This is a genomic window from Sulfurimonas sp., assembly GCF_047622445.1.
Classification (GTDB): Bacteria; Campylobacterota; Campylobacteria; order Campylobacterales; family Sulfurimonadaceae; genus Sulfurimonas.
Window position 1 is genome coordinate 18,017 of record NZ_JBLHOE010000035.1, and the last position, 15,288, is coordinate 33,304.

A 15,288-nucleotide genomic window follows, 5' to 3' on the forward strand; every position below is an offset into this window, starting at 1 on the left:
TACTTAGCTAATAACTCCCAAAACAAGAGCTTTAGCTTCTTCTTGAATGGCACTTAAATGCTCTTTAGAAATAAAACTCTCAGCATAAATTTTATAAATATTTTCCGTTCCCGATGGACGCGCTGCAAACCATCCATTTTGAGTGCTTACTTTGAGCCCACCTATTGCTTTGTCATTTCCAGCTGCATTTGTAAAAACACTAGTGATTTCTTCACCAGCTAAAGTTTTAGAAGTGACATCGATAGGAGAGAGTTTTTTAAGTTTTGCTTTTTGTTCAGGAGTGGCCGGTGCATCACTGCGTTCATAGTACGCAATACCAAACTGCTTTTCTAGCTCTTGATAAATAAGGCCAGGATCTTTTTTGAGTTTTTCTGTAATCTCAAAAGCAAGTAGATTTAAGATGATTCCATCTTTATCCGTACTCCAAACACTCCCGTCAAAACGTAAAAAAGAAGCTCCAGCACTCTCTTCACCACCAAAGCCGACTTCACCACTACTAAGACCATCCACAAACCACTTAAAACCAACAGGTACTTCAAAAAGCGTTTTACCTAAATAAGCAACAACTCTGTCTATCATAGAACTCGAAACTAAAGTTTTACCGATTTTAAGCGAGTCTGACCATTCTTTTCTATTTTGAAAAAGGTACCAAATTGCAACAGAGAGATAATGATTTGGATTCATAAGTCCTACGCTTTTAGTCACAATTCCATGACGGTCAAAATCAGGGTCGTTAGCAAAGGCTAAATCAAACTTCTCTTTAAGCGAGATAAGTGAACTCATAGCATAGGGTGAAGAACAATCCATTCTTACTTTTCCATCATGATCGCATGACATAAAGCTAAAAGTTGGATCAACTTTATCATTTACTATTTCAAGGTTTAACCCATAAATCTCGTTAATTTTCTTATAAACCTCTATACCTGAGCCACCAAGAGGATCCACACCTACTTTTAAAGTGCTCTTTTGCAGCAGTTTCATATCTATGACACTATCAAGTGCTTTAACATAAGGAGTAATGAAGTCTATCTGTTTTACATCTCTAAGCGCTTCTTGGACACTTACCTTTTTTATCCCTTCTAAGTTGTTTTTGAGATAAAGATTAGCATTATCTTGAATTAGTGAAGTGACATCAGTATCAGCAGGTCCACCATTTGTTAAGTTATATTTAAAACCGCCATCTTGTGGTGGATTGTGCGATGGCGTTATAACGACTCCATCACAAAGCTCACGAGAAGTTTTATTTGCCTCAATAACGCTAAAAGATAAAACTGGAGTAGGTGTGTATCCATCATTTAGCGCAATTGCACATTTTACCTCATTTGCTACACAAACTTGAATAGCACTAAGTTGTGCTGGGGTTGAAAGCGCATGTGTGTCTTTAGCAATAAAAAGAGTTCCCGTAATGTTATTTACTTTTCTATAATCACATACTGCCTGAGTAATAGCAAAGATATGAGCTTCATTAAAACTGCTATTAAATGCACAACCTCTATGCCCCGATGTTCCAAATTCCACCATCTGTGTTGCGTCTTGTGTATTTGGTGTTTTTACATAGTAATCAGCTATGAGCTGTGGAATATTGATAAGTTTATCTTGCGTGACTTTTTTCCCGGCGTCTTTATGTGGCATCTTTTAATCTCCTAAATGTGTTTTATACACTAGTATACTTTAAAAACAGATATATCTATTTAGATGAATGATTAAAATTTATACTATTGTAAATATAAAAATTGTTTATTTTATAATCACTAAAGAAAAGTAAACTCCTTAAAAAGATAGTACTATACCAACAGAAAGAAAAGGGGATATAATATATGAAGTATTTAGTATATAGTGATCTTGATGGAACACTCTTAAATCATGATGACTATTGTTTTAAAGATGCATCTGAAGCACTCTCATATTTACAAACAAAGTCTATTCCTCTCATTATTGTGACAAGTAAAACCTTTGCAGAAGTGAAACCTTTACAAGAAAAATTAAACATCAAATGTCCCTTTATTGTTGAAAATGGGGCTGGAATTTTTATACCTTCGGACTCTGTATTGGCACAGAGTATTCCTTCAGAGGAAGACTATATTAAAATAAGTCAAGCACAAAGCTATTTAGAGTTAAGGCTATTTTTTAAACATCTACAACTAATATACTCTATTCGTGGATTTGGTGATATGAAAGTTGAAGAGGTAATGGAACTAACCTCTTTAAGTAAAGAGGATGCTCTCAATGCTATGAAAAGAGATTTCACCGAGCCTTTTATTATTGAAAATGAGATAGAGATTCAAGGGCTTATAGATGAAGCTAACAAAGAAGGACTTGATATAGTTAAAGGTGGTCGATTTTATCATTTAATATCAAAAGGTCAAGACAAAGCAAAGGCGATGCAACGTTTAACACATCTTTTTGAAGAACACTTTAGCCTTTCACTTACTATGATAGCTTTGGGTGATAGTGCAAATGATTTTAGTATGTTAAAAGCTGCACACAAGAGTGTTTTAATCCCTGGATATGATGGGGTATATGCAGATGTTGAAGCTGCAAATATATCTAAATCACCTTTTCCTGGTCCAAAAGGCTGGAATATTAGTTTATTGGAAATTTTAAATGGCTAATGAATCCCTAGCATTAAGTATATTCAGCAAAGCACTTGAATCTTCTTTACCTAAAAATTTTATGCATAAGCACTGTCAATTAGTCGGAGATATTTTATTCTTTAAAGATACAAGATATGATTTGAGTAAGTATAAAAATCTTTATATTTTTGGTTCAGGAAAAGCAGCTTATACAATGGCTAAAGAAGCAGAAAATATTTTAGAAGATAAAATTTATAAAGGTTTGATAGTGAGTCCTTATGATGAGGGTAAATTACAAAATATTGAAGTACTACTAGGATCTCATCCTATTCCATCTCAGCTGAGTATAGATGCCGCTACTGCATTGAGTGAAATGATGAGTGAATGTAATGAAAATGATTTATATATATATCTGCTCTCTGGAGGGAGTTCATCTTTAATGGAACTGCCTATTAGCCCAATTGACTTGAGTGAATTACAAGAAACTACATCACTAATGTTACGTAATAATCTAGAAATTCATGAAATAAACTGTGTGAGAAAACACCTCTCAATGCTTAAGGGTGGACGACTTGCTCAAATGTGTAAGGCTAAGGGCATAGTACTTGTGGTATCTGACATTATTGATGATGATTTACAAAGTATAGGTTCAGCTCCTCTATATGCAGACAAAAGTACTTTTATAGAAGCTAAGGAAATTTTACAAGCAAAAAATATTTTCGAGAAAATGCCAATTTCAGTCCAAACAGTTTTACAAAAAGGTGTTGATGCAGAAATAGAAGAATCTCCTAGTGTACCTCTAGAGAGAGTAAAACATATAATAATAGCTTCAAATAAACAAGCCATAGAACAAGCAACTTTCACGGCTAAGTCTAAAGGGCTGAGTGTGAAGAAAATAAATGAACCTATGCAAGGTGAAGTAGGGGATATGGTTAATAAAATATTTAAAATATTACATGCTTGTGAAGAAGAATGTATTATTTTTGGCGGAGAATGTACTGTGGATTTACAAGGAAATGGTAAGGGGGGACGTAATCAACATGCTGCATTATTAGCGCTTAAAAAGATACAAGCCCAGGCTTTAAATGTCACCTTCTTATCTGCGGGTACTGATGGAATAGATGGAAATTCAGATGCAGCTGGTGCCGTAGTAAGTGGCTACAGTTATCAGTCAAATTTAAAGATAGATGATTACTTGAAAAACTTTGATAGTTATAATTATTTAAAACAAAGTGATAGCTTAATTATAACCGGTCCTAGTGGTACAAACGTTATCGATATTGCAATACTAATTAAAGGAGAATAAATGTCAGACTTTTTTCAAAATGGAGTCATCACAACACTACAAAATGTAGGGAATAGATCTTTAGAAGAGATGGAATTAGAACTTGAAGGCTTTGCAAAACGAAGAAAGATGGTTTTGTTGCTTCCTGCTCTTTACTCTGAGTTTGAAACTCCAGCAATGGAGACTATAATTAATGAATTAAAAGGTGTGAAATATCTTCATAAGATTATTTTAGGTCTTGATAGAGCAAATGAAGAACAGTTTATAGAGGTAAAGAAGCGTATGAGTGTCCTTCAATGTGATGTTGATGTTCTTTGGAATGACGGACCTGGTATAAAAGGTATTTATAGTGAGCTAACCAACGAACATTTTCCTGGTTTAGATACTCCGGGAAAAGGTCGAAATGTATGGACAATGATTGGTTATGGATTAACAGATCAAGATAATTATGCTTTTGCTTTACATGATTGTGATATTGTCAATTATAAACGCGATATCGTTGCAAGATTATTTTATCCAATCGTGCATCCTGCTTTAGATTTTGAGTTTAACAAAGGATATTATTCTCGCGTTACGCATAAACTTCATGGTCGTGTTACACGTCTTTTTTATACACCACTTATTAAAGCCCTGACTATGACTTTTGGATCTAACAGATACTTGGAATATATGGAAAGCTTTAGATATGCACTCTCTGGAGAATTTTCATTTATCCGTTCTCTAGGAAGAGGGATAGGTATTTCACCAACATGGGGCTTAGAAGTTTCAACGCTTTCAGAGGTGTATAAAAATACTTCAAATAGACGTATCTGTCAAACTGAAATTATGGAAAGTTATGAGCATAAGCATCAAGAACTCGGTTCTCAGGATGTAGGAGGAGGTATCTATAAAATGGCTAATGATATAGCTAAGACTCTTTTTAGAATTTTAGCTCAGGAGGGTGTTGTATTTTCAGAATCATCATTTAAAACCTTACTATCTTCATACTACCAAGAATCTCGTTTTGAGATTTCAAAATACAATGCACTAAGTAAACTCAATGCGCTTGAGTACAATCGACAAAATGAGATACTAGCCGTTGAAGCATTTCAAGATGCAATTAGAAGTGCGGCTAAAGAATACTATGAAGATCCTATGGGTGTACCACCACTTTCACCTTGGATTACAGTACGTTCTGTTATCCCTGAGTTTTCAGAAAAATTTTACAATGTAGTTCAAATGGATAATAAAGGCTGATCATGGAAGGTATTCATTACGAAACTCACACTATTAAAGAAAGACTTGAAGCTATCTATACAAAAGAGGATGCTTCTAAAGCTCTCCTGCTTTTAAAAGAGTTAATAAAAAAATATCAAACACTCATAACTTCTAAAGAATATCATCTTAGTGAAAAAGATACTATATTGATTACTTATGGTGATCAATTACAACGTCCTGGAGAAGCTCCTTTAACGGTTCTAAATCATTTCTTGGATGAGTATTTAAAAGGGATTGTGAATTCAGTGCATATCTTGCCATTTTATCCATACTCTTCAGATGATGGTTTTTCAGTGATTAATTATAGTGAAGTTGATCCAAAAATGGGTTCATGGAAAGAGGTTGAAGATATTAGTTGTGAGTATAGACTTATGGTTGATGGAGTGATTAATCACATCTCTCAATATTCTGATTGGTTTAAGGCTTACTTAGCAAAAGACCCAGAGTATGCCAACTTTTTTGTTGACCTTGATCCCACTACAGACTTAAGTCAGGTAATTCGTCCTCGCGCAACTCCATTACTATCAGAGTTTACGGATATTGAAGGAAAAATTCATAATATTTGGACAACATTTAGTCGTGATCAAGTTGATTTAAATTATTCTAACTACAAGGTTTTAGTTGCAGTTATAGAGGTTCTTTTTTATTATATGCAAAAAGGAGCGACATTAATTCGGCTAGATGCTATAGCTTTTATATGGAAAGAAATAGGAACGAGTAGTGTGCATCTTCCTCAAACACATGAACTTATACAACTTATGCGTGAAGTTTTGCATGAGGTGGCACCAGAGGTGATAATAATCACGGAAACGAATGTTCCTCATAGAGAAAATATTTCTTATTTTGGTTCAGGTGAAGATGAAGCTCAAATGGTCTACAATTTCGCTTTACCACCTCTTCTTGCGCACTCTGTTTTACAATCAAATACAGACTCATTAACTACATGGGCGAAAACATTAAATCTACCAACTGATAAGGTTTGTTTCTTTAATTTTACCGCCTCGCATGATGGGTGTGGTATGCGACCGGTAAGTGGCTTATTAAGTGAAGTAGAAATAGAAAATTTAGTTGAAAATACAATACAACATGGTGGTTTAGTTTCATATAGAGATACACCGGAGGGGAAAAAACCTTATGAGTTAAACTGCTCCTATATTGATATCCTCTCTCATCCAGAAGATGAGAAAATATTACGTATAAAACGCATGCTTTTAACTCAGGCGGTAACCTTAGCAATGCCAGGAGTTCCTGGTATATATTTTCACTCTCTTGTTGGTTCCAGAAGTTACCATGAGGGTGTGAAGTTAAGTGGAATTAATCGAACGGTGAATCGAGAAAAATTTAATTATGATAGATTGGTGGAGACATTGAGTGACGATAACTCCATAGAAAAAATAATCTTTACAGCATACAGAAGATTAATTTCAATTCGTATTAATGAAAAATCTTTTAATCCATTTGGCTCATTCGATTTTTTAAGTCTTCATAAGTCAGTATTTGCTGTTATGCAAGACTCATTAGACAAAACGGAATCTATTTTAGCCCTACACAATTTTTCTAATGAGATAGTTAGTTTTTCTTTACCTCAAAGTATAGACATAGCTTTTTATGATTTACTTTCAGCACAAAAGATATCAAAAGAAAATCGTGTTATATCGATGCAAGCCTATCAAGTGATGTGGCTTAAAAATTCAATTTAAATTAGGAGAAAGAGATGATAAGAAAATGTTTATTCCCGGCAGCGGGATACGGTACAAGGTTTTTACCAGCAACAAAGGCTATGCCTAAAGAGATGTTACCAGTGCTTACAAAACCACTGATTCAATACGGTGTAGAAGAAGCGATGGAAGCAGGGTGTGAGATTATGGCAGTTATAACCGGTCGTGGCAAAAGAGCCATCACAGATCACTTTGATATATCTTATGAACTAGAACATCAAATCAAAGGTTCATCAAAAGAAAAAATGCTTGATGGAATTAGAAACATAATTGATAAGTGTACTTTTACATACACAAGACAAAACGAGATGAAAGGATTAGGAGATGCAATCTATAAAGGAAATGTACTTGTAGGTTTTGAGAATCCTTTTGCGGTTATTCTTGCGGATGATTTGTGTGTTAACCCCGATGGCGATGGTGTTTTAAAGCAGATGGTTGATTTATATGCTAAGTATAAATGTTGTATTGTGGCTACTATGGAAGTACCCAATGAGGATGTCCATAAGTATGGAATAATTGAAGGAAGTGAGATAGAAGACGGAGTGTTTATGGTGTCAAATATGATTGAAAAACCAGACAATGATAAAGCTCCAACAAATCAAGCTGTAATCGGACGCTATATTCTGACTCCGGATATCTTTGATATGATAAAAAAAACTAAACCTGGAAAAAATGGTGAATTACAAATAACAGATGCACTCTGTGATCAGGCAAAAAAAGGGATGGTTATCGCATATAGATTTAAAGGTAAGCGTTTTGATTGTGGAAGTGTTGATGGTTTTGTAGAGGCAACAAACTATTTTTATAATTTAGAAAAAAAAGAAGTTAAATAAAACTAATAATGGGCTAGTTTTTAAAAATAGCTTTAAGTTTTGAATATTTAGGTACCATTTTTGAGGATGCTGAAGTCCCTTAAAAATGGTATAAAATGATATTATGTGCTTTAATAAAAAACTCTCAGATATAGATAACATATACACAGCTACAACTCAAAAAAGACTATTAAATTAAATAATATTAACACTTAAAATAAGAATACTAAGCAAACACTTAAGCAAAACATCATCAACATTTACATACCCTACAAATAATAAATTAAATACAAAGAATAATAATGTCCAATAGATTAGAAAAAGAAGATTCTCCATACCTACAACAACATAAAGAAAATCCAGTGGATTGGTATCCTTGGTGCGATGAAGCATTTGAAAAAGCTGAAAAAGAGAATAAAGCTATATTTATTAGTATAGGTTACAGCTCTTGTCATTGGTGTCATGTAATGGAAGAAAAAGTATTTGAAAATCAAGAGTGTGCAGATATTTTAAATAATAACTTCATCGCTATTAAGATTGATAGAGAAGAGAGACCAGACATAGATAAGCATTATCAAGAAGTATACCAGTTACTGAATAACAGTGCAGGTGGTTGGCCAACTTCTATTTTTTGTACACCAGAAAACAAACCATTTTTTGCTGGAACATTTATTCCAGCAGATGATGAAGCTCAGGCTCTTCAAGGTATGGGGTTTCAAGAATTAACAACTTTGATATCTAGTAAAATGAAAGAAAAAGATAACGATATTTTTAAAAATGCCGAAGAAATACAAGGTCATTTAGGTAAAGATAATCACCCAACACAAGCGACTATGTTAAAAGAAGACTTTAGAAAAAACTTTATGCTTCAAGTGAAAAATAACTATGACACTAAAGATGGTGGTTTTTCTTCGTCTCCGAAATTCGTACAGGCAAGTACTTTAAACACTTTAATGGTAATTGACAAACTCTATGAAGACAAAAGTGCCGCTTCGATGGTGAAGTTTACTTTGGATGCAATGAAAAAAGGTGGACTTTATGACCTTGTGGATGGAGGCTTTTGTCGTTACTCAACTGATAATCAATGGTTAGTACCTCATTTTGAAAAGATGCTCTATGACAATGCTTTACTTTGTGAGACATATACAAATGCATACCTTCATTTTAAAGATGAGTCCTATCTTCAAATAGCAAAAGATTGTGCAGATTTTTGGTACAACTTTATGAGTGAAGATAACTTGTTCTATAGTGCAAGTGATGCAGATAGTGAAGGTGCAGAAGGAACGTACTTTATATATTCATACTCTGAAGTACATAAGCTTTTAGTTGAGAATGGATATATAAATGTAGAAGGTATGCTCGAAGAGATGAGTATTACAAAAGGTGGTAACTTTGAGGGCAAAAATATCATTCGTTTTGAAAGAGGTGAAGTACCTGAGTATTTTACTGAGCTAAAGATACTCCTTCAAGGTCTAAGAAAAGCAAGAACATACCCATTCTGTGATAGAAAAATCCAAACGTCATGGTCATCTATGATGATAAAATCACTTTTTACTCTTGGTCAAGTTGATGCTAAGTATACCGCTCGTGCACAAGAAAGTTTAGTCGCGCTGATGCAAACACTTTACGTTGATGGACAGCTTTACCATACTACACTCATTCATAAGAAACCAAAAGTCAAAGCATTCTTAGAAGATTATGCATATCTAGCTGAAGCACTTTTGAGCGCATATAAATTCACACAAAATGAGCTTTATCTTATTGATGCACAAAGATTTACCAACTCTGCTTTAGAAGAATTTTACAGAAATGGTGTTTGGAATTTCAGTGCTGGAGAATTTGTGACAAAAGCTGAAATTTATGACAATACATACATAAGTGAAGTGAGTGTAATGCTTGATGTTCTTTTTTCTTTAGGGACACTTTTAGAAGATGATAAATATAGTCACTTTGCTTTTAAAACATTAGAATACAACTCGTACCAACTAGGAAGAAAACCAGTGCATTCACCGTTTATGCTAAGCCAAACACTTCGCTACTTAAAAGGGGATAGAGTGGTAAAGTCAGATGTGGAAAATATTAAAAACAAATCGAATGAACTTGCCCATATTCGCTATCCATTTGTTCTTTACAAACATAGTAACGAAAATGGCTATATGATTTGTGGCGATAAAAGCTGTTTTGCAAATACTGAGGATGTAAGGGCGATAGATACTCTTCTTACAAACTCTTTTTAACCTAAAGTGGTTTATAATACTCGAAAATTTATATTATTCAGATAAGATTCAAGACGAAGAAATTTAAAGGAAGGAAGAAAAGATGAAAGCACTTATACTAGTAGTTTTAATTTTTAGCGCGACAATTTTTACAGCTTGTGAACGTAATGACTATCAACATCCAGGTCATAGAAGTGGAAAGTATAAATAAATTTTTGATATAATCCACCCACAAATAAAGAAAGGGAAAGCATGCTAAAAAATATTGGTAAGTTTATGTTTATGATAGAGCTTGGATTTAAGTATATTGGAAAGTTTGAAAAAACATTTTTTGACCCGTTAACAACTCTTAAGCCAGCATATAAACAACTTTCAATAGATAGACAAAATTACTCAAATAATGTTTTAGATTTTTTAAATATTGAAGTTGAGGTTATTGGTGAAGTACCAAAGAAAGATAAAATACTTTATGCAATAAATCATCGTTCTTTATTAGACATACTTGTAATGGAAAACATTTTTTCAAAATATGAAAAAAGTGGTACATGGATAGCAAAACAAGACCTTTTTGACCACTGGTTATATGGGAAATTTTTTCGTGCGAGTGGATGTATGAGTGTAGATTTAAACAATGGAAAAGGGCTTTTAACATTTTTTAAAAAAATGAAAAAAACACTAGCTCGTGTAGATAACTTTAACATATATATTTTTCCAGAAGGTGAACGAAATAAGGAAGTATGTATTAAAAAGTTTCAAAGTGGAGCTGAAAAAATTGCAAAATCAAACAAACTTGATATGGTTCCAGTTTTTATAGATGAGACACTTGAGACTGTATTTAAAAATGCTCCATTTAAAGAGAAAAAAGTAGTGAAAGTATATATTGGCGATATTATTGAAGGTACAGACTTAGAAACAGGATATAAAGAAGTAATGAAAAATACAAGTAAAGCGTGGTGTGTATCTTGAGATTAGGTGTAAACATAGACCATGTAGCGGTCTTACGTGAAGCTAGACGTGTAAATGACCCCGATATATTGAATGCTCTGTATGTAGCATGTACAAATGGTGCAGACCAGATAACAATCCACCTCAGAGAAGACAGACGTCATATCCAAGACATAGATGTAAAAAACATTATGATGCACTCAACATTGCCAGTAAATTTAGAATGCTCTATCAATAAAGATATTTTAAATATTGTCGCGGATGTTAAACCACATCGTGCTACTTTAGTTCCAGAAAAACGCGAAGAGGTTACGACCGAGGGTGGACTAGATGTTTTTGGTAGTGAAGATGAAGTCGCTTATGCAATTGAGCTACTTCATGATTCGATTATCCCTGTGTCACTTTTTGTAGATCCTAGTATAGAAGCTATGAATAAGTCAAGAGAATTGGGTGCTGAGATGGTGGAACTTCACACAGGAAGCTTTGCTAACCTTTTTGCAATGCTAAACTCAAACCTTCCTCATTCAAATCATTCAGTGAAGGAATTTGAATTGCCACGTTATGAACTCAGTGATAGACTTGAACAATCACTTGAAGACATTAAGCTTTCTGCGAAGCATGCTAATTCGATTGGGCTTGAAGTTGCGGCTGGGCATGGACTCAATTATCATAATGTTCATGAGATGATGAAAATACAAGAGATAGTTGAACTCAACATTGGTCAAAGCATTATCGCTAAAAGTGTATTTTCAGGATTAGCAGATGCTATTAGAGAGATGAAACGATTAACCTCGAGATAACAGACTTACCAACAATCGCCATTAGTGTCGGTGACCTTAATGGAGTAGGGATTGAAATAGCCTTAAAATCTCACACAGATGTATCTCAAATCTGTGTTCCTGTTTATGGCATAAATGCCCCAATGTTACAACAAGCCGCAAAAAAGCTCGATGTAAATATTCCAGATGATTTTTACCTTTTTGAAGTCGAAGGTAGTTTTGAGATTCAAGCAGGTAAAATCTCTAAAGAATCTGGACAATACTCTTATGATTCTTTCATAGATGCCATAAAATTGTGTAAAGCCAAAGACGTTGACGCGCTTGTAACTATGCCTATAAATAAAGAAGCATGGAAACTAGCTGGTTTAGACTTTGTTGGACATACTGATGTACTTCGTAAACGTTTCAAGAAAAATGCGATTATGATGCTAGGCTGTGAAGAGATGTATGTAGCTTTATATACAGAACACATTCCCCTTAAAGATGTTGCTAAAAACATTACAACCGAAGCATTAGTAAAATTTCTACATGACTTACATAAAAGTGTAGGGCATAAAAAAGTTGCTGTATTAGGTCTAAATCCTCATGCTGGAGATAATGGCGTACTTGGAGACGAAGAACAAGAGATTGAGCAGGCTATAGAGATAGTGAATGAACTAGTAGGTGAAGAACTCTTCTTTGGTCCAGTAGTTCCAGACATTGCTTTTACACCTTCGTTTAGAAAAAACTATCAGTATTTTGTAGCGATGTACCACGACCAAGGTCTAGCACCACTTAAAGCACTTTACTTTGATGAGAGCATAAATGTCTCACTCAATCTTCCAATTATAAGAACATCAGTAGACCATGGTACAGCTTTTGACATAGCGTATGAAGGTAAAGCTAAGACTCTTAGCTATCTGAATGCTGTGAAGAGCGCTATTTCTTTTATAGGGTAATATATCCTATAATCCCTTCCTTCTCTACATAATAGACTCCATAATTTAAGGTCATATATGTTCTTTTAATGAATATATGACAAATAATACTTATGCATGCTCCAATAAGAGCAATTATATTTTTAAAAGGACACTTTTTCTTTAAGGATAGTAGGCTGAAAACTTGATATATAGTAAAAATATGGCAAATTACCATGGAATTTGATGTATTTAGTGGTTATTTCTATTTTAAGGGTACATATTTTTGTTCCTTTAAAAATTTTATTTAAGGTTATGCTCACTATAATGGATATGAATAAATATTTGTACGTTCCCGCGGAGCGGAAACGTACAACGGCGAAGCTGAGCCCTAAACGTGCCACCAACCATTTGTCGTATTCCGTTACGCTACATACAACAAATGCCAGGAGTCCCACATCAAAGTGTATCCCAGAAAATCGCAAGCGAATTTTCTGATATACACATTAATGGAGCTCAGCTTCGCCGTTAAATTAACATCCCAGAGCTAGTATGTCTATTTCTCATAGTTTTAGAAACTAAGGATTTGGACACATCTAAATAGTTTGCAATTTCTATCTGTCTTTTAAACTTTTTGTCTCTCTTTCTCTTTTAAATATTCAAGCTCAACTTTACTTAGTGATGCTTCTAAAAAGTGGAGATATTGCCCCTGGGGTGTAATTTTATATATAAATTTATGAAGATAAACTACATGAGAAGAATTCATGTAGTTTTAGGTTTTAAGAAGTTTTAAATGTGTTAAGTTTGTTTTGAAGTTCTAGTGAACGGTCATTTAAAGTATTACTAGTTGTAACAATACCTTCTACTTCACCTAAGCATTCATTAGTACTATCATTAACATTTTCAATTTGTTCAATCAGGTGTTGAGTATTCTCAGAAACTTTATGCGTATTTTGATATGAATCTTCTGCTATTTGCGCACTGTTATTCATTATATCTGACGTTGAGGCAATCATATCTTCCACACTTGAAGAAAGGTTTGTTAATTCTTGAACCTTATCAACATTTATTTTCATCTCCGAAGCCACTTCCATAATAGACTGTACAATTGTATTTATTGTAGCGTTAATCTCTGCCAAACTTTTTTGTGTACGCTCAGCTAACTTTCTCACTTCATCAGCTACAACTGCGAAACCACGACCATGTTCACCAGCTCTAGCTGCTTCTATCGCTGCGTTTAATGCAAGTAAATTTGTTTGATCTGCAATATCTGAAATTACTGTTAAAACATCTTTAACCTGCCCTGCTTCTGTTGAAAGGTTATTTAATTTATATGAAAGTTCTGATTCAACTTCTGCACTACTATGAACTTTTTGTGTCAATTGCTGTACATAGGATTTAGCCTCATTTAAATTTTCATTAGCCTGCTTAATATCATCTCGAGTTTGACCAGATATAGTTAAGGAATTCTCAATAATTCCCTTAATATTTTGTGCTTCTTTTGTTGCATTTACTGTAACTTCAGCACTTTTCATAATACCTTTACCGATATTGTTTGCAGAATTAGCTAGAGAAGAAGCTATTTGAGTATTTTGCAGACTTGATTCTTTTACTTCAGAAATAGTCTCTTGCACTTTTTCAATAAAAAGATTTACTTCATGGCTGGCATGTCCAATCTCATCATCATTTTGTACAGGTAAACGTTTTGTTAAATCACCTTCACCTGAAGCTAAATCACTCGAAGTACCTTCTAAAGTACGAATAGGATTAAGAACAAACTTTTTAAGAAGTACAATTAAGATGATGCCTAAAGAGATACCGATGAATATAAGCATTACAATATTAGTTGTGTATACACTAAAAACTTCTGCACGTTTTTCTTCAAGAGGAATATAAACATTTAAAGAACCCAAAAGGTTATGTGCAGATGTATCCATTGAATGACATTCGGCACAACCTGGATGTGCATCACTATATAAGGGAACAGCAAATCTATAGAATTCATCATTTGTTTGAGTATTCGAAGCTTTACCATTTAAAAAATCTTTTAAAGAAGTTCTTTCAAATTGATTTTCTATCTCTGTTGCTTTACCACCTAATGAAGGTACAGATAATATAGCTTCATCAGTGACTAAACGTACACGAGTTTTCCCCTCTCCAAAGTTATGAATAACAGCAGAATCAACAGCGATAATTGTACGTATCCAATCTTTATGTACTCTATCTTTGTCCTCTTTAGTTTGCGCTAAGTTGAACTCATCATGAAACTTTACTGTAGATACAACAAACATTTGAACAGTTCTATTGACTAAATCCATTGCAGTTGCTTCAATATCTTTCATCATGTTCTTTTCCATGCTTTGCTTAAAAAATAAACCTAATATGATAACTCCAACCATTCCAACAGACACTAATGAAAAAGTAAGTTTTTTCGATATACTCATTATGTTTCCTTATATTTAGAATAACGTAAAGCAAAGCTTTACATTTTTAATGATTGTATCATAAAAACGACATAAAATTTATTTATAAAACCTATAGAGGAACATCTTTATAAATTAATTCCTAAGCTCGTATGTTAAGTTAAATCAAAAACAACCAAAAAATGCTAGTTTCTTATGAGAAAAATCATTGGTATTGACAAATTTCTAAAAATTACACCCAATTGAGTAAATCTCCACTCTACAGGGCATAAAAAACAAAAAAATATAACAAAACCTCATATAATGAAAACTAGCAATTAAGCTATCATAAACCTAGAGAGTTTTGAACATGTAACATGTCGGACAAAACATAAATCAGCGAGT

10 protein-coding genes and 1 pseudogene are annotated in these 15,288 nt (G+C 33.7%); 9 read left to right on the forward strand and 2 right to left on the reverse strand.

Annotation, left to right across the window (positions count from 1 at the left end):
- Positions 1-3: 3 nt before the first annotated feature.
- Complete coding sequence (gene pgm, locus ACI9TV_RS09170) at positions 4-1,632, reverse strand: phosphoglucomutase (alpha-D-glucose-1,6-bisphosphate-dependent) (protein ID WP_415250483.1); 1,629 nt, start codon at positions 1,630-1,632, stop codon at positions 4-6.
- Between the two features lie 185 nt (positions 1,633-1,817).
- Here pgm and ACI9TV_RS09175 point away from each other — a divergent pair, with 185 nt between their 5' ends.
- From ACI9TV_RS09175 to pdxA, 9 genes are all read left to right on the forward strand, one after another.
- Positions 1,818-2,612: an HAD-IIB family hydrolase gene (locus ACI9TV_RS09175; protein WP_415250484.1), complete on the forward strand. Its 795-nt coding sequence runs from the start codon at positions 1,818-1,820 to the stop codon at positions 2,610-2,612.
- Positions 2,605-3,879 (forward strand): glycerate kinase type-2 family protein, encoded by a 1,275-nt coding sequence (locus ACI9TV_RS09180; RefSeq protein ID WP_415250485.1) that lies wholly within the window; start codon positions 2,605-2,607, stop codon positions 3,877-3,879. The genes ACI9TV_RS09175 and ACI9TV_RS09180 overlap by 8 nt, the downstream gene beginning before the upstream one ends.
- Positions 3,880-5,094, forward strand: a complete 1,215-nt coding sequence (locus ACI9TV_RS09185; RefSeq protein WP_415250486.1) for a glycosyl transferase — start codon at positions 3,880-3,882, stop codon at positions 5,092-5,094.
- A gap of 2 nt (positions 5,095-5,096) precedes the next feature.
- The gene (locus ACI9TV_RS09190; protein WP_415250487.1) at positions 5,097-6,815 is read left to right on the forward strand and encodes a sugar phosphorylase; all 1,719 of its coding nucleotides are present in this window, start codon (positions 5,097-5,099) and stop codon (positions 6,813-6,815) included.
- Between the two features lie 14 nt (positions 6,816-6,829).
- Positions 6,830-7,666: a UTP--glucose-1-phosphate uridylyltransferase GalU gene (galU, locus tag ACI9TV_RS09195; RefSeq protein ID WP_415250488.1), complete on the forward strand. Its 837-nt coding sequence runs from the start codon at positions 6,830-6,832 to the stop codon at positions 7,664-7,666.
- A gap of 281 nt (positions 7,667-7,947) precedes the next feature.
- On the forward strand, positions 7,948-9,882 hold the full coding sequence (locus tag ACI9TV_RS09200) for a thioredoxin domain-containing protein (protein WP_415250489.1): 1,935 nt from the start codon (positions 7,948-7,950) through the stop codon (positions 9,880-9,882).
- Positions 9,883-10,113: 231 nt separating this feature from the next.
- Entirely contained in the window at positions 10,114-10,827 is a 714-nt protein-coding gene (locus tag ACI9TV_RS09205; protein WP_415250490.1) for a lysophospholipid acyltransferase family protein, read from the forward strand.
- Positions 10,824-11,606 carry a pyridoxine 5'-phosphate synthase gene (locus ACI9TV_RS09210; protein ID WP_415250491.1) on the forward strand — a complete coding sequence of 261 codons (783 nt, stop codon included), beginning with the start codon at positions 10,824-10,826 and terminating at the stop codon, positions 11,604-11,606. Before ACI9TV_RS09205 ends, ACI9TV_RS09210 begins: the two co-directional genes overlap by 4 nt.
- Entirely contained in the window at positions 11,603-12,523 is a 921-nt protein-coding gene (pdxA, locus tag ACI9TV_RS09215; protein ID WP_415250492.1) for a 4-hydroxythreonine-4-phosphate dehydrogenase, read from the forward strand. Before ACI9TV_RS09210 ends, pdxA begins: the two co-directional genes overlap by 4 nt.
- A gap of 938 nt (positions 12,524-13,461) precedes the next feature.
- On the opposite strand, the pseudogene ACI9TV_RS09220 reads toward pdxA, so the two are convergent.
- Positions 13,462-14,253: pseudogene (locus ACI9TV_RS09220) on the reverse strand (methyl-accepting chemotaxis protein); the annotation flags it as partial.
- Positions 14,254-15,288: the final 1,035 nt, after the last annotated feature.